Consider the following 24924-nt stretch of genomic DNA (forward strand, 5'->3'; position numbering starts at 1 on the left):
CCACCCACCTCACGACGCTGTAAGCTGAGGCTCATCCACCACCACCGCGTCACGCAACGTTTCAGCGAAGCTTGCCAGGGCGGGTGTCCAGGACTCTGGTTCGGGGGCGACAAAATAGGTATCGACATTGGCGATGGACGTGGGCAGTTCCAGCGTGTGAATACCGAACCGGTGCTGGTGGGCTTCAACCGTCCCACGGGGCAGCACCGTGTAACCCATCCCGGCAGCAACGCAGCCAAGCATCGCGTCCAGGGAGCCGAACTCAAAGATTCGGCCTGCATTGACGCCGTAGGATGCCAGCAACAGCTCGATACGCTGGCGGTAGCTGCACCCCTGGCGAAACGCCAAGAAAGCAGACGTCAGCAGTTCTTGTGAAGAGGGCATCTTCGTCATAGGCGTTGAGCCTACTAAGACAAGCTGCTCGCTAAACGCTTTGAGCAGGTGGTAGCGGCCATGCTCGAGTCGCCCGGCCACGAAGACACAGTCCACCTGCCCGTTAAGCAACAACTCGACCAGCTCAGCCGTGGGCCCGGTCTTTATCTGGATATCAACGTCAGGCTGCGCTGCGTGGTACGCCGCCAGTATCGGCGGAAGGCGCAACGCCGTCGTGGTCTCCATGGCGCCTATGCGCAGCCGCCCACACGCCTTCTCCTGGCCTTTGAACAGCGACACCGCTTCATCGTGGGCCGTTAGCATGCGCTCGGCGTACTCCACCAGCGCCAATCCGGCACTGGTAGGGCGAACGCGTCCTGCACGGTGAATCAGCTGTACGCCTAACTCTTCCTCAAGTTTCTTGATGTGGGCCGTCACATTGGATTGCACCGTGTGCAGCTGCTTAGCCGCCGTCACGAAGCTGCCTGTTTCGGCCACGGCCATGAATAGTCGCAGTGATTTCAATTGCACGCACCGTCTCCCTGTCAGGCTATCTTTAAACAAGATAGTAACTATCAAAACTAATCGTTTCTAGAAATAGTTCCTCACGCGTAGTCTGGTTGTGTACTAACGCGCTGCCCAACTTGCCGAATGGCGGCACGAAAAGGACACCACATGATGAATCGAACAATCACTACCCGCGATCTGCTGCCCGCCCTGATGACTGGAATAATGGCGACTCTGGCGGGGATTGGCATTGCGCGCTTCGCCTATACGCCGCTATTGCCTGCGATTATTCAAGAGGGTTGGTTTACCGCAAGCCAAGGCGCCTACCTTGGGGCCGCCAACCTGCTGGGCTACTTTATCGGTGCACTCGCAGCTCACTCGCTGAGTGAGCGCTTTTCTCCTCGCTTGGTGATGGCCGCAAGCTTTGCGGGTATCGCGCTAAGCTTTGTGCTCTGCGCCGGGGCAGGTGGTTTCCTCTGGTTCTTCTTCTGGCGGTTGGTGTCGGGCATTGCCGGGGCCATCTTAATGGTCGTTGGCCCCTCGCTGGCGTTGGCGGCCACACCACCTGAAAGGCGAACTCGTGTCGGTGCCATGGTGTTTACCGGTATTGGCTTTGGGGCACTGCTTTCGGCCTTCATCGTACCGTTACTCCTTGGGTTAAGCCTGACAGTCACCTGGGGCACGCTGGGGCTGCTCTGTATTGCCGCTGGCCTCTTGTGCGACTGGGGAGTGGCGCACTTAACCTCACCCATAACGGCTAGCTCGGTGGGTAATAGCTCCACCGGGTATGCGGGTGTAAAGGTCGTTGTGCTGCTTGTCATTGGTGCTTATGCCCTGGATGCGATTGGCTTTGTGCCCCATACCGTGTTCTGGGTGGACTATCTCGCCAGGGAAAACGCCCTGGGCAATCAAGCGGCTTCCCTGCAGTGGGGAATCTTCGGGTTGGGCGCCTTGTGTGGGCCGTTCATGGTAGGCGCACTGGCGCATCGAGTGGGTTGGCAGGGTGGCTTGATGATCGCCTTTGCGGCGAAGGCCGCTGCCGTCTTGTTACCGGTGTTCTCGCTCGCCCTACTCAGCCAGTCGGTTTCCTCGTTCATGGTGGGGGCGATGATCCCCGGCATTGTCGCCCTCACCTCAGGCCGCCTTGCTGAGTTGGTAGGGCCAACCGCCCACAAGAAGCTCTGGGGGCAAGCCACCGCCGCCTTTGCTGCCGCCCAGGCAGTGGCGGGATATGCCATGTCCGCGCTTTATGGCGCTTGGGGCAGCTACACGCCACTGTTTGCCATCAGCGGCCTCATCCTCGTCGCTGGCTTTTTGCTGGTGCTGCTTAGCCGTGGCGTACAGCAGCGTCACTCGCATCTTTCTGCCCAGCAACCTACACAGCAATCTTCAAACCAAGGGAGGCAATAATGGAACTCTACCTAAACGCAACCTCGCCCTATGCGCGCCTGGTGCGCATCGTATTACTGGAAAAAGGCCTGATGGACGCCGTGACGCTAAAGTGGTGCGACCCCTGGGCAGATGATGTAGATCTGTTAAAAGCCAACCCCGCCGGGCGTATTCCCGTGCTGGTAACGGAGGAGGGCACCACGCTTAGCGAATCAATGCTGATTGCCGTTTACCTGGATAGCGTTAGCCCCAACAAGCCGATGATTCCCAAGGCTGGTTTAGGTGAGGTGCTGCACCTGGCGGGGTTGGGTCAAAACCTGATGGATGCCGCGTTCAATACCGTGATTGCCAGAAAGCATTACGGCAATGGAATTGATGATAGCGAGCTGGGGCAGAGGCGTTCGCGGGCCATTCAGCGGCTATTAAAGCAGCTGGACGGTGAGCTTGGCGAAATACAACAGACCTCAACTATCAATCTGGGTCACATTGCCACCGCAGTGGCGCTGGATTATCTCGCCTTTAGGCTGCCAGAGGTGAACTGGAAAAAAGACTACCCGCTGCTTCTGGCATGGCACGCTAGCGTTACTGCGCGAGAGAGCTTTCAGCAGACGGCTTTCTGTTAGGACTTTCTATTAGGAGAAGTGGGGGAGGAAGCGAGCTCAGTGCTGGATCTCAGCCCGCAACTTTTCCACTTCTTCAACCGGCAGTTCTTCAATATCTGCGATCATTTGATCATCCATTTCGGTGCGAGCGATCAGCTTTCGGGCCGCGTTGCGTTTGCCTTCCAAGGCACGTTGCTCGGCTTCCTGACGCCCTTCCAGACGCCCTTCCTGACGCTCTTTTTGCACCAGATTTTCTAAGTTTTCTGCCAACATGTCTTTATCCTCCACCAAACTGTTGAGCCGCTCTAGATTAACTTCTGCACCAAGTCGCTGCAGATGACGTTTAATCCAGCGCGTGATGACCTTATCAATGCGTTCTTTGTTCGGATCCGCTTTGATAATGGCCACAATACGATCAACGGCTAGTTGCAGGGCTTCCCAACTCTCACCGGCGTTTTCGACGCTGAACACACCGCTTAATGGTGTCTGAACTAAGCCTAGCTGTTCATCAGTATAGCGTCCTTCATCGACTAGGTAATAGCGTAGGTGGGGCTGATAAATCTGAAAAAAGTCGGGCGGTTCTGGGGTGATCATCTCGAAGATGTCTAGCGGTGCCGTCCATCGCTCTGAGCCGTTATACAACACGACAGGGAGCACGGGCGGCAACCCTTGGCTGGGCGTGATGATCTTCTGTTTGAATAGTTCGCTATAGAAACAGGCGACGTAGTGCAGTAGTCGAATGGGCATAGTGCGATCCACCGAGGACTGAAACTCCAGCAGAATATACAGAAATACTCGTTGGGTGAGGCCTTTCCATTTCACTTCAACCGACCACACCACATCTTCAATCTTCTCTTCAAAAAGCGGCGTAATGTAGTTGCCGCTGTGGCTCTTCAGGGTGGAGAAATCCATCAGCTTAGCAATCTCAGCAGGCGTAAAGCCTTCGATCAACTGTTGCACGAATTCAGGGTAGCTAAACAGCTCCTTGTAGCCGGTATCATGATGTTTGTGAATGGTGCCCACCATGAGTGCTCCTTATTCAATGTGCCTAAGCGAGTGCATCGCAAAAAACAATATACCTAAGAATAAATAGCGGGGGCTTGGCAAGCAACTGTTGTCGGGTTGGCGTTAGACACTGCCTGCATTTGATATATCCAGCCCTTATCACCCATGCCAGACTGCATATTCAAAATAAGAATATTAAATAATCCTTTTATGCTTTTTAGGAAATTAAGGATGCACTAAAATGGTGCCCTTTCTGAGCCAGGCCGCTGGGCGCCTGCCGCCGTGTTAGGTCAAAGATAGGGATGTCACCATGAGTGAGCCAGCAAGTGATCAAGAGGGGGCGCACTTTAAGCGCAGTATGAAAACTCGCCATTTGGTGATGCTCTCACTGGGAGGCGTGATTGGCACCGGGTTGTTTTTGAGTTCCGGTTATACCGTGCAGCAGGCCGGGCCTATCGGGGCGGTGTTGGCCTATCTGGTGGGTGGCATCGTTGCCTGGCTGGTGATGATGTGCCTGGGCGAGCTGGCGGTGCATATGCCGAATTCAGGCGCTTTCAGCGCGCATGCCAGCCGCTATATCGGCCCCGGCACCGGCTATATGGTGGCCTGGATGTACTGGCTCACCTGGACGGTGGCGCTAGGGTCTGAATTCACTGCGGCGGCGGTCTTTATGGGGCGCTGGTTTCCCGATATCCCCGGCTGGTATTGGAGCGGCATGTTTGCGGCGATTGTTTTTGGCGTTAATGCGTTTACCTCGCGCTTCTTTGCCGAGTCTGAGTTCTGGCTCTCATTGATCAAAGTGATTGCGGTGGTGGTGTTTGTGCTGGTGGGCGCCGTGGCGATTATTGGCTGGGTGCCGTTGCATGATGCCGCTGGTACTGAGGTTGCCTCGCCGGGCCTGTCAGCTTTATGGGGTGAAGGCGCCATGCCGCCCAACCTGCTGGCCATTGGTACCGCCTTACTGGCAGTGATGTTTGCCTTTTCCGGCACCGAGCTGATTGGCATTGCCGCCGGAGAAACGGTAGACCCGGCCCGCAATGTGCCCAAAGCAATCCGCGCGACCCTGTGGCGATTGATCCTGTTTTTTGTCGGCACCATCGTCGTGATAGCGGCGCTGTTACCCCAGGATCAAGCCGGGCTCAGTCAAAGCCCCTTTGTGGCCGTATTCCAACGCCTTGGCGTGCCGGGTGCAGCCGATATCATGAATTTTGTGATCATCACCGCGCTGCTTTCGGCGGCCAATTCCGGTCTTTATGCCTCGTCGCGCATGCTATGGACGCTCGCTGACCAGGGCACCTTGCCCAAGTCGCTTGGCCGCCTCAACAAGCGTGGCATTCCGATGAATGCCCTGCTACTCAGCATGGTCGGCGGCCTGGGCGCGCTGTTCTCCAGCGTGTATGCCCCTGAAACCGTCTATTTGGTGCTCGTCTCGATTTCCGGATTGGCCGTGGTGGTGGTCTGGATGGCGATTGCGCTTAGCCAGTTTAACTTCCGGCGCTACTACCTCCGTGAAGGCGGGCTACTGAAGGATCTGGTTTATCGCACCCCGTTCTACCCCTGGGTGCCGATTATTGCTTTTGCAGCCTGTCTGGCCGCGTGCATTGGCATTGCCTTCGACCCGCATCAACGCGTTGCGCTCTATTTCGGTGTGCCTTTCATTGGCCTGTGCTACCTGATGCACTTTGTGCGCCACCGTTCGGCCTCCCAACGTTCTGAACATTCGCCCAACGCCGTTAAGGAAAACGCCGTATGAATGAGTTAAATCCGATCAAAGCCCTGTTGGCCGACGTGCCCTTTATGGTCATCGACGGTGCCTTGGCCACTGAGCTGGAAGCGCTAGGCTGCGACCTCAATGACGCCCTCTGGTCGGCGCGCTTGTTGGCACAGGCCCCGGAGAAGATCCGTCAGGTTCATCAGGCTTACTTTGAAGCCGGTGCCGACTGTGCGATTACCGCCAGCTATCAGGCTACCGTGCCCGGTTTTATGCAGGCGGGGATGACGGCAGAAGAGGCGCGGGAGTTGATTCAGCTATCGGTCACGCTGGCGCAGCAAGCGCGGGATGCCGTCTGGCAGCCCGGCCAAACCGACCGTCCCAAACCACTGGTGGCCGCATCCGTAGGCCCTTATGGCGCTTATCTAGCAGATGGCAGTGAGTACCGAGGCGGCTATGACCTGGATCGTGCCGGGCTGGTTGAATTTCACCGCGAGCGTTTTGAACTCTTGCTGGCGGCGGGGGCGGATCTACTGGCCGCTGAGACTTTGCCCTCACTGGAGGAAGCGCTGGCGATCACCGATTTGCTAGCTGAGCACCCAGGCGCTCAGGCCTGGATAACCTTCTCGGCGAAGGATGGCCAACATATCAGCGATGGCACGCCGATCGCAGAATGTGTGAGGGCCCTGGCCAACTGCCCAGGCGTAGCGGCGATCGGTGTGAACTGCACGGCCTTGGCCCACATTGAATCGCTGATTCAGGCGATCCGACGTCAGTGCGATCTTCCGGTGTTGGTCTACCCCAACTCGGGGGAAGTGTACGACGCGGTAACCAAAACCTGGCACCCGTCCCAATGCGATCATACCGGTGCCGATCTTTCCGGATTGGTACAAGGAGTTGAGCATTGGCTTGAAGCAGGCGTGTCAGGCATTGGCGGCTGCTGCCGAACGACACCGGAGGATATTCAAGCGCTGGCCCAGTGGCGCCGGTCGCGCCAGATTGTTTAGGCCTTAATGCTGAGTCTCTGCCCGTAACTTTTCTACCTCTTCGACGGGCAGTTCTTCGATATCCGCGATCATCTGATCATCTGCTTCGGTGCGAACTTATAGTGTCGGCTGATAAAGTTGAGCCTCGCTTAGTGAGCCGCTTTCCAAAGCGCGCTGCTCAGCTTCTCGACGCTCTTCTTGACGTCCCTCCTGACGCTCTTTTTGCACCAGATTTTCCAGGTTTTCTGACAACATATCTTTATCCTCCACCAAACTATTGATCTGCTCCAGATCCACCTCATGTGCATGGTGCGATCCACCAAGGATTGAAACTCCAGGAGAATGTATAGAAATACTCGCTGGGTGACGCCTACCTGGGCACACCGCTCATTCGAAGCCGCCTTTCGTTCCCAAGCATTAAAGAACAAGTCACATGGACAAATCATTCTTCGGTGCTAGGCTGAATACTAAAATATTAATAACACCATAATGACACGGCTCATGCGCAGAGTGCCCACACGGCACGCACTCTGCTGAATTCCACCTCACCATACTCCCGCATGATCGTCGAGAGTGAGTGAGGAGCCATCTCCCTAGAGTTGACCAGATTCGAATGAATAGCGTACGGCTACGTTTCTTACCTTAGGAAACAGCGACAAAAATAGCAGATCAAGAATAACAAGGGGGAGTTGAAATCATGCCTACCCAACAACCGAGATATACCCCTGCTGTACTCAAAGAGCCTGCAAATTACGGCGTTCTTGAACAGCTGGCGGGAACCTGGGTTAACTACAACCCAGACAACAAAACGACCGGGTGGGGATTACATACCACTTGCCTGCCTTCCCCAGGAACCAACTCCGAAACCATTCCCGGCAAGTTTCATTTTCTCTGCCAAGACTATAAGGAGGAGCTTACCTTTACGTTAGTCCCCGGCGGAGTACGCAACCGCGGTGGCGCCAACGAGCAGTTCAGCGGAGCGGTAAAGTACGAACAGAGTATTCATGATCTCGATGGCAACCTGCTTCATGACGAAAACGGTATGTACCTCTGGTTGAGTACTCTTTACAACCATCCCGCCGACGACGAATCCATCATGACCGATATCGGTTATCCCGAATTATCGGCGGGCGCCGGCTCCGACGGCCCGGTGTATGTGCCTCCTTATACGGTCTCCCGCAGCGGCACGATTCCCCATGGCAGCACTGTGTTGCTGTTGGGTACAGACTCCGAAAAGAAGGGGAAACCGGAATTTCCCCATGGCACAGCCGCCTGGGATCCCAATCACCTGGCCATCTCACCAAGTATGGGGCTGGCAGGCACCACCGCTGACACCCCCATCAATCTCGATGAACCGGCGCCGCCCTGGGTTCACGACCCCAGTCTTGCGGAGAGAGATCCAAGCGGCAACAGAACCTACACACAGCGCATTTTGGCCGACGATCACTACCCCTATTCGGTGCGTCCCGATCTTCGCTTGCGCGATGCCATTCAGGATCAGGAGATCAAAAGCTTCGTACTGATTGAGATGCGCACCCGGGAGGCCGGCGGATCCGAGGGTGGACTATTGAACACCCCATTCGTAGAGCGATTCGCTCGCGTAACCGAGATGAACTTGCGGATGTGGATTGAGACTGTCTTTGAAAACGGCCAGGAAGTTCTTCAGTTGCAGTACGAGCAGATTCAGTATTTTGAATTTCAATTCGGCACTGATGGCGGCACGACCCGCTGGCCACACATTCAGATCAACACTTTACGCAAAAAAGCGTAAGAGTACGCCTGGCCGCACGGGGCCTCGACGCTGTTAATGACGGCAGGCGTCGGATTCCCACCACCTGCCGCGGAAACAGGCTAATCGGGGTAACGAAACATAAGGAGATGAAAACCATGGCGCCATCAGAAGCAGCGAGAGAGAACGTTTCACCAGGCCTGTTCGATAGGCTAACAAGCACCAGCGAGCCCGCATTGCAGGATCTCCAAGAGGCGGCGCAGCTCGCTTTACAGGTGGAATTTACCACTATACCTGTCTACCTCTCGGCACTCTATTCCATTTCAGACACTGGGAGCCATGTCTACCAGACCCTGCGCAGCGTTGCGATGGAGGAGATGTTTCATGTCAACCAGGCGGCCAACATCATCGTTGCCTTGGGCGCGCTGCCCAAATTTACTGGCGATGCGGTTCCTACTTTCCCCGGCTATATGCCACAGGCCAACCCGAAGACGACCCCTATGGTCGGCCTGTTTCGTGCATCCCCCGATGTATTCGCTAATGTCTTTGCCGCCATCGAAAGCCCGTCGCAGTACGGCGCGCCTCCTCAGGGCGACAACTACGACAGCATCGCGCAGCTGTACGGCGCCTTGGTTGCGGCGGTGGATGCCTATCCCGGAAACCCCTTCAGTACAACCGGTGTTCCTGGTCGGCAAAGAACCAATATCTATCTCGGCAAATTTGGCGGTAATGTCAACGAAGTGATGGACAAGGAGAGCTTCCACGCGGCGGTTAACGAAATCGTCGAGCAAGGAGAGGGAACCGTTCCCCCTGAAAAGCCTCTGGTTCCGGTTGAGAGCTTCGGTACTTACAACCACTATGGCAAGCGTACCGATGGCACCTACGGGCCCATCCTCGGCACCCCGTACGAGCTGAGTCATTTCCTCAAGTTCCGCGAAGTTTCACTCGACAGCGCCAATTTCCCGGCGACGCTCCCCATCATCTCCAATCCCGATAGCAGCGACTACACCAACCCGCAGGCCAAGCGGCTGTCTGACAGCTTCGATGATCACTACAGCCTGATGCTGCACGCCTTCGAAGCCACATTCAAGGCTGGCGACTCCGACCCTTATTTCAGTGTCGTCCTTTCAATCATGCACCGGGTGCTGCCGCATCTTGCCCGAGCGTTGATGTCTACCCCGGCCTTTGCCGACGGCGACAGCTCCGTTGGCCCCAATGCCGCACCGGCATGGCGCTACAGAAGCGATACCAATCGCACCTTTGGGGAACTGACGCAGGAGCTTGAAGACGAGCTCGATCAGCTGTCGACATCACCCAGGGAAAACGCATTGCGCACGCACCTTAAGACAGCCTTGGCAGGCGACAAAGAGATAGTGACGTCAGCCAAAGCGCTGGGCTTGTAATGGGCTAACGTTGAAAGGAAATCATCATGACTGACTACAAAATTTACCCGCCTATTGGCATTGCCCGTGTGGGGAACGCGCCGGAAAAATGCTATATCGGCCCCGAGACATATCGCGGTCTGCCCATTAACCTCGACGGAAGAGACTTCACCCAGGATGACTTCCGGGATGAACAGGGACGCATGTGCCGCCAGGCTGCGCGCTTTCATATTTTTCACGGCGACGAAGAGATCACCCTGGATACGCCCGGAGTAAAGACGATCACCTGGACCGTGCACATGGCGAACAAGAAAGCCAGTTGGTATGAGTTCGCCACCAACGAGGGAGAGCAGGGCTACGCCAGCAATCACCCCTTGCGCAACGCCGATGTGGAAGACCGACACCGCTTGATTATCGACCCAGGACCACGCCAGATAAGCGGCGCCGATGCCGGTCCCGTCCCCATGGACCGCAATACAATTCCCGAGGGCTATAAGGGCGCAAACTTCCCTACGGGCATTCTGTATCCAAACCGGGAGTGTATCGACACCTTAGGAGAGCTGCGTACCGACGCAGCCGGCCGCCTGCTGGTGTTGGGCGGTTTGGGTGTTTCCGGAACCGAAGATGAAAGCGCCGTGATCAAACAGTACGCTAATAATGATGGCTGGTGGGACGACACCGGTGACGGCCCCGTCAGCGCGGTAATCGAATGGGACAATGGCGGCAGCCATCCGGCTGATCCGGCCTGGGTGTCTGTGGCGCCGCCTTCCTATGCGCCAGAGATCGCCAACCTGGTAACGCTCTGGGACACCATCTTCGACAGCGCTGTGCGTGCTGGACACAACCCACAGATAAATAATCAGGGCATGTGGCAAAGCGGATCCGATGGCTACAAGCCCAACTTCCAGAGCGAGATAAAACCACTACTGGAACGGGCCACCACCTACGCCTGGGTTGCGGCAATCCCTCCCAAGCCCCACAGCTTCGACATGGAGATGCTGGGGGCGGTACCGGATCATGAGGATCACTACCGTGGCCTGCGCAATTGGATTCTGGATGTTCTACGACCACCGGCAGCTGAGAACTCCATTATCTCCGGGCGGGGAGCCACCATGATGCCCTACCTAGCGGGGGACAACTGTCTTATCGGTGGGACGTTTACATCCACTTATCTACGTTTGACAGATACCCAGTTCTTCTTTGTTCAACAGTGGGCGGCGGGGCACTTTGTCAACGAGCCTGTTGCCGATAGTGGCCCTCAATCACTGACACGCAATGTGCTGGAAAACTGTGTAGGAGGTGCATTTTCTCCCGGTATCGAGCTCACCTGGATCACCCGCAATCGAGCCATCTACAATCGTGACGACCCTTTCCGTATCAACACCGCACCGCCCACCGAAGGGCCACTCAACCTGGGCTTTACGCCTACTGCGATGGAGCCCGGGGATCTCACTCGCTACATGGCCATACCCTGGCAGGCAGACTTCAATGAGTGCTCCTCACAACCCATCGGTGAACGAGTTTTGTGGTGGTGGCCCGCACAGCGGCCTGAATTCGTCTACCTGGAGCCGAAACCCCAGGGAGTACGCCAGGCGACTATGCCGATACCGGATGAGCAGACGGGAGGGCAGGTTGCCTGGATCGGCACCGATTTCGATCAGATGCGGGGAGATTTCATCTCCTTTGCCGACGACGTACAGATGGTGCAGTACTGGTCGCGACTGGGGTTCGTGATGGAAAAAGAGGTTCAAGGAGAGCGCCGCTTTGTAGAGGTTGCACGCACCTTACCCCGACCCTTCACACCGAATGGCAACTGACTTCGATCTCGTTATCCTCGGCGCTGGCCCTGCAGGTTGCGCCACGGCTCTCGCCGCGATAGCGGCGGGAGTCGAGCGCGTGGCGATACTGGACAAGCCCGCCCGGCAGGCCTTCAAAGTGGGGGAATCCGCGGCGCCTGACGTAGTCGCTAAATTGAGGCTACTGGGTATATCGAATGACCTTGGGGCGAGAGGGCATCGACCCTACTACACCAATCTCTCCCTATGGGCAGGAGAGCGCAGGTTCGACGATTTTCTCCATCGCTCGACAGGGGATGGCTGGCATCTAGATCGGGAGCGCTTTGACGAGGATCTGCGTCAAGCCAGTGGTGAAAAAGGCGCGCAGCTACTAACGCCTGCGGTGTTGGAATCTCTACGCTGGGATAGTAGCGAGTGGCAACTGCAAATAACGTATCAAGACAAACAGCACCTACTGAGTTGTCGTTACCTCGTCGATGCTTCCGGGCGCGGAGCTACCCTCTGCAGGCGACTGGGGGTAGAGCGAAAGCGTCTCGACGATTTGGTGGCGGTGGCGTGTAAATGGCCTAATGCCGGCAGGCTGGAGGGCATAACCCTGGTGGAATCGGTTGCTGACGGCTGGTGGTACGCTACCGGTTTGCCAGATGGTTCAGCACTGTTGGCGTTGATGTCGGATGCATCCGTTGTGCGCCAGAAGGGGTTGCGAAATAGCGAAGCATTCTATGCGCTCTGGGGCCAGACAGAAGAGCTACAACAGTGGCTGCAGCCTTCTCGCCAGCACGCACTCTCGCTTACCTGCTTTGCTGCATACAGCGGTTTTGTGACCCAAGCAGCTGGGCCGGGCTGGATCGCAGTGGGCGATGCCCTGGCTGCCTTTGATCCTTTGACCTCTTCGGGAATTTCCAACGCACTGGGCGACGGTTTGGCAGCGGCACCGGTAATCACCGATTGGCTGAACAGGCATGACCTGCAAGCGGCAGAACAGTATGCGCTTCGCGCAAACAGGGGAATTAACCGCTTTATCAAGGAGTGGCAAGGCCAATATAGCTTGGAGCGGCGGTGGTCGGATCATCCATTTTGGGCTCATCGTCGTGAACTTGGTTAGAGAGGTCGATGCACTGGCCAATCAGGCGCACATAAGTCGTGAAATGCACTGTTATCGGAGATCGATGGTCGCTGCTTATTGTACGAGACGCTTTTGACGGCATGAGTCGATTCGGTGACTTTCAGCGCAGCCTGGGCATGGCTCGCAATATTCTGGCCGAACGCCTGCGTCGGTTAGTTGAAGCGGATATCCTGGAAACGCGGCCTGCATCTGATGGCACGGCCTATCAGGAATACGTGCTGACAGCCAAGGGCGAGAGTCTATTTCCTGTGGTGGTTGCTCTGCGACAGTGGGGAGAGCGCAACTTGTTTTCACACAGCGAGCAGCACTCCCTGCTTATCGACAAGTCAACAGGGCAGCCGGTGCCCTATATGGCCCCTCAGACCGGTGATGGCGATGTGCTGGCCCCAGACGACACGATAGTAAGAAAAAACAATGTGCTAGCCAAGTAGTCATAGCCTGAAACTGTGGGTGACATCGGCTAGGGGGTAAAGCCTTGTGACTTCATTACCGCGGAAAGCGTGGGGAAGTCGGCCAGCTATCAGCACCGATGTGATGCTGTTCTAGCGCCCAACCGTTAGGCGCCCAACTAACGATGAGACTCGCCTCGGGAGCCGTTAGCTCTCAGTGTTTATCTTCTCGATGCCGCTTAACGATATCGTCAATCGATAATCCCGTTGCCTCAGCAATCTGCTCATCAGTAAGCACACCAAATGCCAGCAAATGGCGAACAGTATCACGCTTGCTTTCTAAAACACGCTGCTCAGCTTCACGCCTGCCAGACGCTTTTTTTGTACCAGATTTTCTAATTTTACTGCCAACATATCTTTCTTTTGCATCAAGAAGATCCCCGTGAATATCTTATGCATAAATTTCACAAGAGTCAGAAGAGAGAGTAATGCTGGATCTCAGCCCGCAAATTTTCCACTTCTTTAACCGGCAGCTCTTCAATATCCGCGATCATTTGATCATCCATTTCGGTGCAAGCAATCAGCTTACGGGCTGCATTGCGACCGAGGGGTTGTTCCAGCGCGCCATTATTCAAAGCGCGCCGCTTGGCATTAGCCGTGGCCGGGCAAGGATGTATGCCAAGATGAGCCAGCAGGCGCCCACGGTAAACGACGATGCACCGCTTGATGAGATTTTGCGCCTACAGACCCAGGTAGCGGAATCCGTTCGTGGTTTTGGCCTAAAAGCGGCTATGCCGTTTGGCACCCAGTATGGCCACTACCCACTGTCCAGTGAAGCCGAGACCGATGCGGACTGGCGTCGCGCGTAACGGCCAGCTTGCGGCTACCGGCCACATCGAGCCTCACGTGCTTGAGTGGTGGGAGGTGAGCTAGTTGGCGACAAGTTCCTTCGTTTTGTGGAAGCGCCATCTGTGATCGAGAGCGACTGTACTCTATAGAGCAGGGCCGAGTGGATGGGGTAATGTCAAAAGCGCGTTCTCATGAACGCATTTGCCGACTGGCACCCGGCGGCTGGCCGGTGACGCGCTTAAAAGCACGACTGAATGCCGCTTGAGAGGTATAGCCGAGTCGCTGGGCGACAACATCGATGGGCACTCTTTCGTGGGTTAACCATTGACTGGCAAGACGCATCCGCAGCTCCGTGGCATAGCGTAGGGGCGGCATTCCGATGGTGGTTTGAAAGCGTTGTGCGAAGACTGAGCGAGAGACATGAGACTCTGCAGCCAACTCTGCAACAGTCCATTCACGGCCAGGCTGGCGGTGCAGCGCCAGTATGGCGCGAGCAAGACGCGGATCACGCAATGCGGCAACGAGACCAGAGGCGTTTTCACAGCCGGACTCGATCCAGCCACGCACGATCATTGCTGCCGCCACCTCCGCGAGCCGAGCCAGAATACCTGCAAAGCCGATTCGACCGGCGCAGATTTCGCGTTTCATTGAGTCGAGAATGGGCAGCAAGCCAGGGTAGCGATCCGCCTGCGTGTCAGCCACCATGAAGATTGGCATCAATTTACCCAGCCCCTGCATTCCGCCGAGGTCGAACTCCATGCAACCGTAGAAGATAACTGCACTGGGCGTAGAGTGCGTACTGGGGCAGGTATTTACCCCGCTAACGGCTTCGCCAAGGGGCGCGGCATCGAACTTATCGATGCTCTGAAATGAAATCTCCGCATCCGATAGAAGCTGATGTCTCCCACCTTGAGGTATAAACACAGCGCTTCCCGCGGACAGCTCATGCAACTCACCATCACCCGTACGTAAGAAGGCAGTACCAACAGCCTGGAAGTGGAAGTAGGCGTACCCTGGCTTTTCTTCGAAGCCTAGGCCGAAAGCTGGGCCTGTCTGAATGCGACGGTATTGGACGCCACGCAGGCGCATACCGGTCAGCAGTTCGCTGATCAGATCAGACGATAGGGCAAATTTGTCTTTCTCCGTCATATTAGGTGTTTCGGTCAAAAAGTTGAGGTTTATGATCATAGATCATCCTGGGTTTGAACTCTAGACTTCCGGCTACAACTGTTTTCTAGAGATTTTTTGAGATGACCAATGATGTTTGTGATACCGGGCAAACGCCCAATGCTAGCAATGCGTCTGTTTTAGAGCCTGCGGCACCTGCGTGGATGGCAGTGTTTTCGCTGGCAATGGGGGTATTCGGGTTGCTGACGGCGGAGTACCTGCCCGCTAGCCTGTTGACGCCGATGGCCGCCGATCTTGGTATATCGGAGGGACTGGCGGGTCAGGCCGTGACGGTGACGGCAGTAGCGGCCTTGTTCGCCGGGCTGTTGGTGCCAGCTTTGACAAGTAGGCTTGACCGGCGCGCCGTCTTGTTGGCTTTCACCGTGATAATGATCGCTTCTAACCTGCTGGTGGCGTTGTCCCCCAATCTGACCGTATTGCTGGTGATGCGCATTCTACTGGGCGTCGCGTTAGGCGGTTTTTGGAGCATGGCGGCAGCCGTGGCTATGCGGCTGGTGCCAGCACATTTGGTGCCGCGAGCACTCTCCATAATATTCAGCGGCATCGCTATCGGGACGGTGGTTTCTGTGCCGTTGGGCAGCTACTTGGGTGGGCTATATGGCTGGCGCAGTGCATTTTTAGCCGCAGCGGCTGTTGGAGGGCTAACACTTGTCTTCCAGTTGTTCACGCTGCCCCGTATGGCGCCACGCAAGATGATGCACACTGCATCGGTTCTGGAATTGCTTCGTCGCCCGGGGATAGGGATCGGTATGATGGGCTGCGTACTCGCCCATACGGGCCAATATGCATTGTTCACCTATATTCGCCCTGCGCTTGAAAGCGTAGCCGATATTGATGTTGACGGTCTTTCTCTGATGCTCTTGGGTTTCGGTATTGCCAACTTCATCGGTACGCTGCTGGCCGGCTGGATGATGGAGCGTAGCCTGCGCGCTACTTTGGTACTCATGCCTGCGCTCGTGGGCTTGGCGGCATTCGGTATGATCTGGCTACCCGTCAACGGAACAGGGCTGATGCTTTTAGTGGCCCTGTGGGGCTTGGCCTTCGGCGGCGTGCCTGTTGCCTGGTCAAACTGGGTAGCCCGTGCCGTCCCTGATCAAGCGGAGACAGCGGGAGGCATGGTGGTCGCTGCGGTGCAATCCTCAATAGCTACCGGTGCTGCATTGGGTGGTATTGTGTTCGGTTTTAATGGGGTCACAGGCGTTTTCATTACTGCAGGCGCGGTGATGCTACTCGCTGCACTTGTGATCTTTCTGCGAGTTCGAGTCGAGCTGCCGCAGCACGGTGCGACCGCAGACCCAGTACTAGACGTTTGAATAACTTCTTAGACTAGATTTGCTTCGGGTTGGGTCATTACTGACAGTGTTTGGAAACGCCGGGAGGATAAAGTGTACGATTATCGGCCGCGAAGGTTAACCGATGCCCATCAAGCCCCACCGGATCAATAGCGATGATCTACCCCGGCACTTTCTTCGCCCAACCCGCTCACGTTAACTTTGCATGCCGTTGAGTGGCTTTACTCAGTCGAACGAATAAAGGCTTTAACGGAAGGAGATAAGTGGTGGTAACCCAACACGAGATCGAAGTGAGCTTCCGAACCCGGTAACGAACGATAGCCGATTCGGTCTCCCTGAAAGCCACTCATGCTTTCGGGAACAATAGATACGCCGCCTCCGACTGCTACCAACGACAGCACGGCATGCATCCCGTGTGCCTCTTGCGCCACCCTGGGTACAAAGCCTGCATTAGCACAAAGGCGGATAACCTGCAGGTGAAAGCCACGCCCCTCCACCATTGGCCATAGAATGAAAGGTTCGTCAGAGAGGTCAGCAAGCGTTAATGTTGGCCGCCTACAGAGAGGATGATCTTTCGGGATGGCCATGCACAAGCGGTCACTATCGAAGTGTGTTTGCTCGATATCTTCAGCATTCACAAGCGGTGGGATCAAAACGCCCACGTCCAGTGTTCCGTCGCGCAACGCGCCAATCTGTGCAGCAGTCGTTGCCTCACGTAGCTCAAGACGAACCTCTGGATGGCTTGTCCGAAATTCACGAATGACATCAGGTAGCCGTCCATAAAGTGAACTTCCCACATAGCCTAGGCGCACTAAACCTGATCTGCCTGCCGCGACATCTCGTGTTGCGGTAATGGCTTGTTCTGCTCGTCGAAGCGTTTCGTATGCTTCATCAAGGAATTTCTTTCCCGCAGGGGTTAAGCCAAGAACACGGTTGCCACGCTCAATCAGGGTGACATTGATATCGCCCTCCAGCTTGCGGATCGCACTGGTAAGAGGGGGCTGCGACATATTCAAACGCGCAGCAGCACGATGAAAGTGTAATTCTTCCGCCACAGCCACAAATTGCTCCATTGCACGCAAGGTGATACGAGCTTTGGTGTCTGACGTCATGCGGCAACTCCGAATATGCCATTAGTAATTCAATACTTTTATGATATTTAAAATATATCAAATAACCATATTATTAGTATTTTATGTATTGTATTGCCCGTTTCATACTTTCACTCGTGTTCTCAGAAAGAACGGAGTGTGAAATGGTGGATTTTGAAGGGCAGGTGGTACTTATCACTGGATCAGGTCGCGGGCTTGGTTTTTCGTATGCCCAATGCGTTGCGCGACTCGGTGCAACAGTTCTGATCCAGGATAACGGTGCCGGTTCTGATGGTAATGGCGCGGATCCACAGGTTGCGGAGCTTGCAGCAGAGCAACTTCGGTTGGAAGGTCTGGATGCAAGAGCAGTATCAGCAGATATTGGAACGCGTGAAGGCTGCCAGGCACTAGTACGCAGTGCTCTGACAATCAACGGGCGATTGGATGCTCTGATTCATAATGCAGGGTGGGTAGCCTATGAAACCATTGACGCTATAGAGGAAAGCACCTTTGACCAAATGATGGCCATCGCCGCGAAGGCACCTCTTTGGCTCGCACAGGCGGCGTGGCCTGCGATGAAAGCAGCGGGCTATGGCCGCATCGTCATGACCACTTCTTGTCGAGCGCTCTACCCACAGTATGTTCAAAACGGGCTCGCTTCCTACGCGGCTGCCAAGATGGCGGTGGTGGGAATCATGAATGTGCTTGCTGCTGAAGGCAAAAAGGATGGGATTATCGTCAATGCGGTTTCGCCCGTTGCCAAGACACGGATGTGGGGAATAGAGGGTGAACCAGATGAACTGCGTCCTACCGATGTCGCGCCAGGCGTGGCGTATCTTGCATCTTCGCAATGCGCCGAAAGTGGCTGGATACTGCGTGCCGCGAACGGGCAGTTTCATGCCACCAGGGCGATGGAAGCGAAGGGCGTCGACTATCCGCGTGATCTGCACGCAGTGCATGCCTCAACAGCGGACGAGGTGGCGGCAAACTGGTCGCTGATCGCTGTTCCTAGCGTGGAGCCGCGTTCATGAACGGGGTGTCCGTGGCCTTTGCCAGCCAAGCCGTGCTGGGAGAGTCGCCGGTATGGAGCGCTTCCACCCATCGGCTGTTATGGGTAGATACCCTGGGCGCCTCACTCAATCTATTCGACCCCATAACAGGCCAAAATGATGCCTACGCGATGCCCAGTCCGTTGGGGTTTGTCGCGGAGACACCGGCTGGCCGGTGGATCATTGGCACCGCTTGCCATGTTGAGCTAGTCGGTAGGTCAGGTGAGAGGCAGCGAATAGCGACTGCGCCGCATGGCAAAGAAGGGTGTCGGTTCAATGATGCTAGCCTCGACCCTTCAGGCCGTCTGTGGGTGGGCTTGATGAATGAAGAGTTAAAAGAAGGCTCGGGCTATCTCTACCGATTTGATCTTGATGGCGTGTGGCACACTGTCGATTCGGGATTCACGCTCATTAATGGAATTGACTGGAGCCATGATAGGAGCACGCTCTATGTGACAGACTCCCTACAAGGTGTCATCTACGCCTATGATCACGACCCCTTATCCGGTGAGGTTAAAAACCGGCGATCCCTCATCCTTATCAGCCCCAATAAAGGCAAGCCTGATGGGCTGACGGTAGATAGGGAGGGGATTCTGCTCAGTGTTCTTTTTGATGGCGCTGCTATCGCCCGGATATCTCCAGAAGGATATATCGCTAGTACGATTGCGCTCCCTGTTCCACGCCCTACGAGCTGTGCCTTTGATGATACGGGTCAACATCTCTTCGTTACATCGGCACGACTGGGTTTGTCCAAAAGCGAGCTAAAAAGGGCGCCCGCATCGGGGGCACTGTTGCGGGTTGATTACCAGCAGGTCTTAGAAAGACAGTTTCAAGCACAATACTTATGAAACAGGGGGATTGCCCTCTGTCTGAGGTTCTAGATTAACGATATTCACTAACCTTTTGAGATTTCATTGCCGACGAAAGCGTAAGGAAGTCCGCCAGTTGCTGGGTGGCACGCTTTTGTGACGCCTGAACCATCACGAGTTCCACCATCGGCAGCTCCGGAAATCCCTCCCGCTTGCCTAGAATAATGTGGTCTTCAGCTAGCGCGCTGGCGGGAAGCACACCGATACCGAGACCTGCCGACACAGCGGCACGAATATTGTCATAACAGGCACTGACATAGGCACTGTAGCCGTGCTTCCCGGGCTGATCCAATGCGGCGAGCGCCGCGCTTCGGTAGCAACAGCCATCAGGAAAGATAACAAGCGGTATATCAGACATACGGTCAAAATCATGTCGTTGCGTGGCCACCCAATGGAGAGGTTCTCGCCGCAGCAGATGACACTGCCAGCGCGGGTCGCTTGGCGTGAAGTCTTCTACGCACTTAAAGATGGCGAGATCAAGGCCGCTGTTATCGAGTTGGTGGAGCAGTTGCGAGGAGAGCGCAGAGACAACTTCCAGGCGCAGATTGCGGTTTAGCTCGGCGCAGCGGGAAATAGCACCATGCAGATCCACCACCTTGAAATCATCGGGAACGCCAATCAGCAGACGTCCGGCAATTTCCGGTTGCTGCATGGCACTCACCGCTTCAGATGTACGAGCAAGTATCTCATTGACGGCGGGAAGAAAACGCTCGCCGTCTGCCGTCAAGCCAAGGATGTGACCTTGGCGACGCTCAAGTAACTTACAGCCGAGTATTTCCTCCAGCCGCTTCAGACTTTGCGTGACCGCTGACTGGCTGCGGTACAACTGAAGACCTACCTGCTGAAAACCATTGCCTTCGGCCAACAGTACGAAAGCGCGCAGGTGTTCCAGCGTGACTCGCCTATCGCCCAAGGGGGAAGGTTGGCAACCAAACACGCTTCATCTCCACATTGAACATTAATTTATCTAATTATGACCGGTTAATAATTAATTTCCACTACAAGTAACTCCCATGCACCATCAGTTTCATGGTGATGGTGCAAAAGCAGGATGGCGCTTTTAAGGGGGCTGCATGAATAATTTCGTATTAACTGGTTTGGTGGTCATTTTCAGTATCGTTTGGAGTTCGGCATTTATAGCCGGTGCCATTGCACTGACTGATTTCGACCCCTTTACGCTGCTCACCATCCGGTTTTTATTGAGTGCGTTACTGATGCTGCCCATTTGCCTTAGCTGCGGCGGCTTCCGGTTATCAACTCATGGGGATCGTATCGCTATCAGGCGCGGATTGCTGCTTGGCGTTCTTAACAACGCCCTTTACCTGGGGCTGAGCTTTGCCGCACTGCAGACGGTTCGCCCCCAGGTCGTTATTGTTATTGTTAGCTGCGCACCGCTGGCAACCAGTTTGCTATCAGCATGGTGGGGCGTAGAACCCCTTTCCCCAATGAAGTTACTCGGCGCAGCGCTGGGGTTAGTAGGAGTGGTGGTCATCTCAGGCGTTGCTAGTGGGGTGCAGATCGATATTTGGGGAGTGCTTATGGCAACTGGAGGCATGATTGCCTTTGCCAGTGGCACCGTGTTCTTCCGCGGCCAAGGCGCAGGCCTTCCCGTCTTGCAGGCTAATTTCTGGCAATCCATTGCTGGCGCAGTCGCTCTTCTTCCCATGGCAATGGTGTTCGGGCAGCCGCTTGCTGTGCCTTCTACCGCTACGATGATAGCGATTACACATCTGGTACTTGTCGTCACTATCGGTGGGATGAGTCTCTGGCTAGTGCTGATTCGAATCAGCGGCGCCTCGATGGCATCGAGCTACCACCTTCTTAATCCGTTTTTCGGTGTACTACTTGCTTACCTAATACTAGGGGAGCCGTTGCGCATGGCGGATTTCATTGGTGCAGCGCTGATTGTGATCGGCCTGCTCCTCGCCACCCTGGAAAGAGGGAGGGCAAAGGCATGTTGATCAGGAATGATGCCGTGATCAGCGAGCAAGAGCCACCATTATGGTTATTCCCACTTTTGAGCATAATAAGGATGAGGGAGAATGCGTGCAGCTATGGAAAGGGTGGCTTTATAAATACAGGCTACCTCATTCATATTAACAGCGAGTTAGGCATCATGACTGCTGCTCGCCTAAATGAAACTCACTGTTAGCTACTGCCAGCTTGGCTATCCGGTCGACCAATGGAGAGAAGGCGGGAGACAGATAGCTAGCGACGAAAGGCAGAGAAGAAAATGCTGGCTGAACTTCCAATGCCTGTAACTGACTGTCGTCGGCAAACAGATCCGTAGGTAGCAACGCAACACCGGCGCCCTCACATACCAATCGCGCCGTGACACTCATTGTATTGCAGTAAGTCAGCCGATCAGGACGAATGTTCTGCATATCAAGCCAGCGAAATTGGTCGGCATACAAGCGCGATCCAGGTGACAGGCTCAGGATGGATCGCCGAATTAAACTCATCGCATCTAATGTCGGCATTCGTTGCACCAGTTCTGAAGATGCCATCCAAGCAATAGTCGCCTGGCCAAGGCTATGTCTTATAACCCGCTGTTGAAGTTGATCATCGGGAACTAAGGCAAGATCTATTGTGCCGTTGCACAATTTATCCCAGGTCTTTTCCGTAATATCGACGTCGATATCAAGCTCGATATTCGGCATGGTGCGTTTCACATCTATTATAAAATCAGCGAGCCACCAGAGTGCTATAGTTTCGGTACATCCTACTCGAATTCGGCCAACGGCCTCTTCTCCATCCTCGAAAAATAATGACAGTTCATCGCGCAAGGCGAGAATACGCTCCGCGTATCCAATCAATTCGCGACCAGCAACAGTGAGAGTAACCGGTCGCTTTGCCCGCTGGAATACAGCGGTGCCAATACGTTGCTCCGTTTCGGCGATGCGCATGGAAATATTGGGTTGTGTGGTATTTAACTTGTCCGCGGCTGCGCCGTACGAACCGAGTCTATAGATCCAATAGGCCGTTTCAAGATGTCTAAATTCGAGTCGCATCATTATTACTTATCCCCGCGTATCACAAAAGTTGATTTCCATATGCGCTCACGAGAGAGCAGAATTAGGTCTATATAACCTAATAATAGCAGTGGAAATAGAGTTTTGAAAAATCGAAAAAAAAGACTTTGTCAAAAACACAGTAAGGAGATGTGATTCTTCAAGAGGCGTTAGGGTAAGTGTTTATGAAAACTGCGCATCCATCCAGAGAACGCTGCAATATTTTAAAGAAATTAAAATCTTTAAAAATAAATGAAAGTTATAGATTTCAACAGATTCTTACACCCACCTGTATATGGAGTTAAGGAGTGACATGATGACTAAAGTATATGATTTGGTTGGAGTTGGATTTGGGCCAAACAATATCGGTTTAGCGATACACGCCACGCAAAAGGAGGCCGATATAAATATGATTTTTCTGGAGAAGCGTGATGAGCTGACTTGGCAAAATGGAATGATGGTTCCTGGAGCAGATATTCAACATAGCCCGTATCGTGATTTTATAACACCAATTGACCCAACGAGTTATTACACGTTCCTTAACTATTTAAAGTCACATAACAGATTGCTCGAGTTTTTGAATGTTCCAGCAACGTTTCCTCTACGTTTGGAGTGGTCGTTATATGTTCAATGGGTCGCATCACACTTCTTGGGAATAGTTAATTTTGGACAGGAAGTGGTAACAATTGACAAAGTTTTAAAGGAAGAAGGTTCGGTTTTTAGAGTTACCACAGGAGATGGAAAGGAGTACCTTGGTCGAACAGTTGCCTTGGGTAATGGTGGTAATCCAATGATACCTGAGACGCTGGCACCACATCTTGGACAGCGTGTATACCATTTAACAGATTATCAAAAGAAAACAAATCAAGCTATCAAGGATGGGTGCAAGAAATTTGCAGTGATTGGGGCAAGCCAAAGTGCCGTTGAGATATTGATTGACTTATATAAAAAGTCAGACATTAATATTTGTGCCATTACAAGAGGGATTGGTTTTCGACAAAAAGACCTTAGTCCATTCACGGAGCACATTTTCTTTCCTGAATTTGTAGAATGGTTTCAGCGTCGCGATGCCTATTCGCGAAGGTTGATAAATTCTGAGTTAGAAAACGCGATTTATGGACGGGCAGATAAAGATGCTCTTGATGAGCTTTATCGCCTTTGGTATGAAGACTATTTACAAGGTCAGTCTCGCATGGAGCTGAAGAAGTATTGCGAAATTGAGAATGTTACTGTCAATGCAGGTATAACATTATTTCTCCGTGAAAAATATAGCAATATGCAGTACTCGGTTAAAGCTGACGCTGTGATCATAGCAACAGGATTCGAACGGATTGAATGTGGGTTTGACCCACACAGATTACCCAGTATGTTGAAAGAAATTGGTAACCATATAGAGCGTGATTGCGATGGGAGTTTATTGATTGCTCCCGACTACAGTCTTGGTGTTATTGATGGAGCTAGCGATCGACTTCCCTTGTTTGTGAACAGTTTCTCCGCTCCAAGTCATGGAATAGGTGATGCAGGCACTTTCCCACTACTCGCCCACCGCTCCGCAGCGATTATTTCGAGCCTTGTAGAGAAATTAAAGGGTCATCGAGGAGTAAATGATGAATAATAGTGAACTGCTAGCTAGCTCAATTTTTCGCTTGATTGGTCGTGGGACGGGTTTCATCTTCGCAGGCGTTATACTAGGAGGTGGGCTATCGTGGCCACTCATGAAAATAGCCCTTGAAAACACTTCTCCCCAGGTTTTTTTGATATGGCGTCTCGCCTTTGCCACCATCAGTGCTTTTATATTGGTAAAAATGACTCGTCAGTTTCGTATCCCCGGGCGCGAGGTCTGGTTTCCAATTATTTCGGTGGCCTGCCTGCAAATGGGGGCATTCCTCTGGTTGATCACAATCGGTGTCACCATGGTCCCGGCCGGCCGCGCAGCACTGCTGGCTTATACTAGTCCAATCTGGATGATACCTCTGGCGGTTGTGTGGCTGAATGAAAAACTTGATCGCTCCGTCATTGCAAGTCTAGTTTTCGGCCTTGCTGGTTTGGCGTTCCTGCTTCTGCCATCTACTCATACTTTGTCGAATACAGAAGCCTTGCTTGGTAAAGGTTTGCTGTTGCTTGCAGCCGTTGTCTGGGCATTTCAAATAGCCCTTCTGCGACGCTACCCCTCCGGATGGACAACATTACAGCTTTTGCCATGGCAACTCTTGGTTGCGACTTTTGGGCTGTCATCACTGACGGTCGGTTTCGGTGACGTCTCTTTGCTTCAAGGCCTAAATATTCAAAGTCTGATGGTGACGACCTACGTCGGTATTATTTCCACGACCTTCGTCTTTTGGGGTATGTTGCACATTGCCCGAACCATGCCCGCAATTTCTAGCACGATCAGTTTTCTCGGGATACCGGCGGTTGGCTTGTTAAGCTCCGTGTTGCTGTTGTCAGAGAGGCTAGATTTTGGGCTTGTGGCCGGATTTGTCATGATTGCCATTGCCGTTTTCATTCAGTCAAAGAATTCGCGATCCTGACCCCAGTTTCGATAACTTTGCCATGGCATAGAGGACAACGTCATCGAACACCA

The 24924-nt window shown here is 54.0% G+C and carries 23 protein-coding genes; 16 read left to right on the plus strand and 7 right to left on the minus strand.

Going from position 1 to position 24924, the window contains the following annotated elements; all coding sequences use genetic code 11:
• Positions 1-9: 9 nt before the first annotated feature.
• Positions 10-903, minus strand: coding sequence for a LysR family transcriptional regulator (locus ACW17M_RS08745; RefSeq protein WP_273191433.1), 894 nt, complete (start codon positions 901-903; stop codon positions 10-12).
• Between the two features lie 147 nt (positions 904-1050).
• On the opposite strand from ACW17M_RS08745, the gene ACW17M_RS08750 reads away from it, so the two are divergent.
• Complete coding sequence (locus ACW17M_RS08750; RefSeq protein ID WP_457547300.1) at positions 1051-2289, plus strand: YbfB/YjiJ family MFS transporter; 1239 nt, start codon at positions 1051-1053, stop codon at positions 2287-2289.
• Complete coding sequence (locus tag ACW17M_RS08755) at positions 2289-2891, plus strand: glutathione S-transferase N-terminal domain-containing protein (protein WP_457547250.1); 603 nt, start codon at positions 2289-2291, stop codon at positions 2889-2891. Before ACW17M_RS08750 ends, ACW17M_RS08755 begins: the two co-directional genes overlap by 1 nt.
• Before the next feature lie 36 nt (positions 2892-2927).
• Here the strand turns inward: ACW17M_RS08755 and ACW17M_RS08760 are convergent, their stop codons facing one another.
• Positions 2928-3896, minus strand: coding sequence for an Rpn family recombination-promoting nuclease/putative transposase (locus tag ACW17M_RS08760; RefSeq protein ID WP_457547251.1), 969 nt, complete (start codon positions 3894-3896; stop codon positions 2928-2930).
• Between the two features lie 289 nt (positions 3897-4185).
• Between ACW17M_RS08760 and ACW17M_RS08765 the strand changes: the two genes are divergently transcribed.
• Entirely contained in the window at positions 4186-5628 is a 1443-nt protein-coding gene (locus ACW17M_RS08765; protein ID WP_457547252.1) for an amino acid permease, read from the plus strand.
• Complete coding sequence (gene mmuM / locus ACW17M_RS08770; RefSeq protein WP_457547253.1) at positions 5625-6593, plus strand: homocysteine S-methyltransferase; 969 nt, start codon at positions 5625-5627, stop codon at positions 6591-6593. The genes ACW17M_RS08765 and mmuM overlap by 4 nt, the downstream gene beginning before the upstream one ends.
• A 96-nt stretch (positions 6594-6689) precedes the next feature.
• On the opposite strand, the gene ACW17M_RS08775 is transcribed toward mmuM, so the two are convergent.
• Complete coding sequence (locus ACW17M_RS08775; protein WP_162484071.1) at positions 6690-6827, minus strand: hypothetical protein; 138 nt, start codon at positions 6825-6827, stop codon at positions 6690-6692.
• 442 nt (positions 6828-7269) lie between these two features.
• Between ACW17M_RS08775 and ACW17M_RS08780 the strand changes: the two genes are divergently transcribed.
• The 6 genes from ACW17M_RS08780 to ACW17M_RS08805 all read left to right on the plus strand — a co-directional run bounded on the left by ACW17M_RS08780 (position 7270) and on the right by ACW17M_RS08805 (position 13863).
• Complete coding sequence (locus ACW17M_RS08780) at positions 7270-8343, plus strand: peroxidase, FMP-type (RefSeq protein WP_022522644.1); 1074 nt, start codon at positions 7270-7272, stop codon at positions 8341-8343.
• 116 nt (positions 8344-8459) lie between these two features.
• A complete protein-coding gene (locus ACW17M_RS08785) occupies positions 8460-9704 on the plus strand; it encodes a ferritin-like domain-containing protein (protein WP_457547254.1) in 1245 nt (414 codons plus the stop codon).
• A 26-nt stretch (positions 9705-9730) separates the two neighbouring features.
• Complete coding sequence (locus tag ACW17M_RS08790; RefSeq protein WP_457547255.1) at positions 9731-11500, plus strand: LodA/GoxA family CTQ-dependent oxidase; 1770 nt, start codon at positions 9731-9733, stop codon at positions 11498-11500.
• On the plus strand, positions 11490-12584 hold the full coding sequence (locus ACW17M_RS08795) for a tryptophan 7-halogenase (protein WP_457547256.1): 1095 nt from the start codon (positions 11490-11492) through the stop codon (positions 12582-12584). Before ACW17M_RS08790 ends, ACW17M_RS08795 begins: the two co-directional genes overlap by 11 nt.
• 38 nt (positions 12585-12622) lie before the next feature.
• Positions 12623-13036 (plus strand): winged helix-turn-helix transcriptional regulator, encoded by a 414-nt coding sequence (locus tag ACW17M_RS08800; RefSeq protein ID WP_457547257.1) that lies wholly within the window; start codon positions 12623-12625, stop codon positions 13034-13036.
• Between the two features lie 446 nt (positions 13037-13482).
• A complete protein-coding gene (locus ACW17M_RS08805; protein WP_457547258.1) occupies positions 13483-13863 on the plus strand; it encodes a hypothetical protein in 381 nt (126 codons plus the stop codon).
• A gap of 169 nt (positions 13864-14032) precedes the next feature.
• Here the strand turns inward: ACW17M_RS08805 and ACW17M_RS08810 are convergent, their stop codons facing one another.
• Positions 14033-15031 (minus strand): AraC family transcriptional regulator, encoded by a 999-nt coding sequence (locus ACW17M_RS08810; RefSeq protein ID WP_457547259.1) that lies wholly within the window; start codon positions 15029-15031, stop codon positions 14033-14035.
• A gap of 62 nt (positions 15032-15093) precedes the next feature.
• Between ACW17M_RS08810 and ACW17M_RS08815 the strand changes: the two genes are divergently transcribed.
• Entirely contained in the window at positions 15094-16344 is a 1251-nt protein-coding gene (locus tag ACW17M_RS08815) for an MFS transporter (RefSeq protein ID WP_457547260.1), read from the plus strand.
• Between the two features lie 200 nt (positions 16345-16544).
• On the opposite strand, the gene ACW17M_RS08820 is transcribed toward ACW17M_RS08815, so the two are convergent.
• Positions 16545-17435 (minus strand): LysR family transcriptional regulator, encoded by an 891-nt coding sequence (locus tag ACW17M_RS08820; protein ID WP_457547261.1) that lies wholly within the window; start codon positions 17433-17435, stop codon positions 16545-16547.
• 143 nt (positions 17436-17578) lie between these two features.
• Here ACW17M_RS08820 and ACW17M_RS08825 point away from each other — a divergent pair, with 143 nt between their 5' ends.
• Positions 17579-18445 carry an SDR family NAD(P)-dependent oxidoreductase gene (locus tag ACW17M_RS08825; RefSeq protein WP_457547262.1) on the plus strand — a complete coding sequence of 289 codons (867 nt, stop codon included), beginning with the start codon at positions 17579-17581 and terminating at the stop codon, positions 18443-18445.
• Positions 18442-19311 carry an SMP-30/gluconolactonase/LRE family protein gene (locus ACW17M_RS08830; RefSeq protein WP_457547263.1) on the plus strand — a complete coding sequence of 290 codons (870 nt, stop codon included), beginning with the start codon at positions 18442-18444 and terminating at the stop codon, positions 19309-19311. The genes ACW17M_RS08825 and ACW17M_RS08830 overlap by 4 nt, the downstream gene beginning before the upstream one ends.
• Positions 19312-19345: 34 nt before the next feature.
• Here the strand turns inward: ACW17M_RS08830 and ACW17M_RS08835 are convergent, their stop codons facing one another.
• Entirely contained in the window at positions 19346-20269 is a 924-nt protein-coding gene (locus tag ACW17M_RS08835; RefSeq protein ID WP_457547264.1) for a LysR substrate-binding domain-containing protein, read from the minus strand.
• 136 nt (positions 20270-20405) lie between these two features.
• Between ACW17M_RS08835 and ACW17M_RS08840 the strand changes: the two genes are divergently transcribed.
• Complete coding sequence (locus ACW17M_RS08840; protein WP_457547265.1) at positions 20406-21293, plus strand: DMT family transporter; 888 nt, start codon at positions 20406-20408, stop codon at positions 21291-21293.
• Positions 21294-21446: 153 nt separating this feature from the next.
• On the opposite strand, the gene ACW17M_RS08845 is transcribed toward ACW17M_RS08840, so the two are convergent.
• Complete coding sequence (locus ACW17M_RS08845; protein WP_457547266.1) at positions 21447-22346, minus strand: LysR family transcriptional regulator; 900 nt, start codon at positions 22344-22346, stop codon at positions 21447-21449.
• Positions 22347-22656: 310 nt separating this feature from the next.
• Between ACW17M_RS08845 and ACW17M_RS08850 the strand changes: the two genes are divergently transcribed.
• Positions 22657-23958: a SidA/IucD/PvdA family monooxygenase gene (locus ACW17M_RS08850; RefSeq protein ID WP_457547267.1), complete on the plus strand. Its 1302-nt coding sequence runs from the start codon at positions 22657-22659 to the stop codon at positions 23956-23958.
• A complete protein-coding gene (locus tag ACW17M_RS08855) occupies positions 23951-24871 on the plus strand; it encodes a DMT family transporter (protein WP_457547268.1) in 921 nt (306 codons plus the stop codon). Before ACW17M_RS08850 ends, ACW17M_RS08855 begins: the two co-directional genes overlap by 8 nt.
• The last annotated feature ends 53 nt before the right edge of the window (positions 24872-24924 follow it).

Source organism: Vreelandella sp. 2A-K22 (assembly GCF_054065485.1).

Bases quoted from the DNA above. Each gene is read 5' to 3' on its own strand.
- ACW17M_RS08775 (WP_162484071.1), bottom strand. From the start codon at position 6,827: ATGTTGTCAGAAAACCTGGAAAATCTGGTGCAAAAAGAGCGTCAGGAG.
- ACW17M_RS08830 (WP_457547263.1), top strand. From the start codon at position 18,442: ATGAACGGGGTGTCCGTGGCCTTTGCCAGCCAAGCCGTGCTGGGAGAG.
- ACW17M_RS08790 (WP_457547255.1), top strand. From the start codon at position 9,731: ATGACTGACTACAAAATTTACCCGCCTATTGGCATTGCCCGTGTGGGG.
- ACW17M_RS08785 (WP_457547254.1), top strand. From the start codon at position 8,460: ATGGCGCCATCAGAAGCAGCGAGAGAGAACGTTTCACCAGGCCTGTTC.
- ACW17M_RS08810 (WP_457547259.1), bottom strand. From the start codon at position 15,031: ATGATCATAAACCTCAACTTTTTGACCGAAACACCTAATATGACGGAG.
- ACW17M_RS08795 (WP_457547256.1), top strand. From the start codon at position 11,490: ATGGCAACTGACTTCGATCTCGTTATCCTCGGCGCTGGCCCTGCAGGT.
- ACW17M_RS08820 (WP_457547261.1), bottom strand. From the start codon at position 17,435: ATGACGTCAGACACCAAAGCTCGTATCACCTTGCGTGCAATGGAGCAA.
- ACW17M_RS08755 (WP_457547250.1), top strand. From the start codon at position 2,289: ATGGAACTCTACCTAAACGCAACCTCGCCCTATGCGCGCCTGGTGCGC.
- ACW17M_RS08840 (WP_457547265.1), top strand. From the start codon at position 20,406: ATGAATAATTTCGTATTAACTGGTTTGGTGGTCATTTTCAGTATCGTT.
- ACW17M_RS08805 (WP_457547258.1), top strand. From the start codon at position 13,483: ATGCTGGATCTCAGCCCGCAAATTTTCCACTTCTTTAACCGGCAGCTC.
- ACW17M_RS08825 (WP_457547262.1), top strand. From the start codon at position 17,579: ATGGTGGATTTTGAAGGGCAGGTGGTACTTATCACTGGATCAGGTCGC.
- ACW17M_RS08765 (WP_457547252.1), top strand. From the start codon at position 4,186: ATGAGTGAGCCAGCAAGTGATCAAGAGGGGGCGCACTTTAAGCGCAGT.
- ACW17M_RS08850 (WP_457547267.1), top strand. From the start codon at position 22,657: ATGATGACTAAAGTATATGATTTGGTTGGAGTTGGATTTGGGCCAAAC.
- ACW17M_RS08855 (WP_457547268.1), top strand. From the start codon at position 23,951: ATGAATAATAGTGAACTGCTAGCTAGCTCAATTTTTCGCTTGATTGGT.
- ACW17M_RS08815 (WP_457547260.1), top strand. From the start codon at position 15,094: ATGACCAATGATGTTTGTGATACCGGGCAAACGCCCAATGCTAGCAAT.
- ACW17M_RS08845 (WP_457547266.1), bottom strand. From the start codon at position 22,346: ATGATGCGACTCGAATTTAGACATCTTGAAACGGCCTATTGGATCTAT.
- mmuM (WP_457547253.1), top strand. From the start codon at position 5,625: ATGAATGAGTTAAATCCGATCAAAGCCCTGTTGGCCGACGTGCCCTTT.
- ACW17M_RS08750 (WP_457547300.1), top strand. From the start codon at position 1,051: ATGAATCGAACAATCACTACCCGCGATCTGCTGCCCGCCCTGATGACT.
- ACW17M_RS08780 (WP_022522644.1), top strand. From the start codon at position 7,270: ATGCCTACCCAACAACCGAGATATACCCCTGCTGTACTCAAAGAGCCT.
- ACW17M_RS08760 (WP_457547251.1), bottom strand. From the start codon at position 3,896: ATGGTGGGCACCATTCACAAACATCATGATACCGGCTACAAGGAGCTG.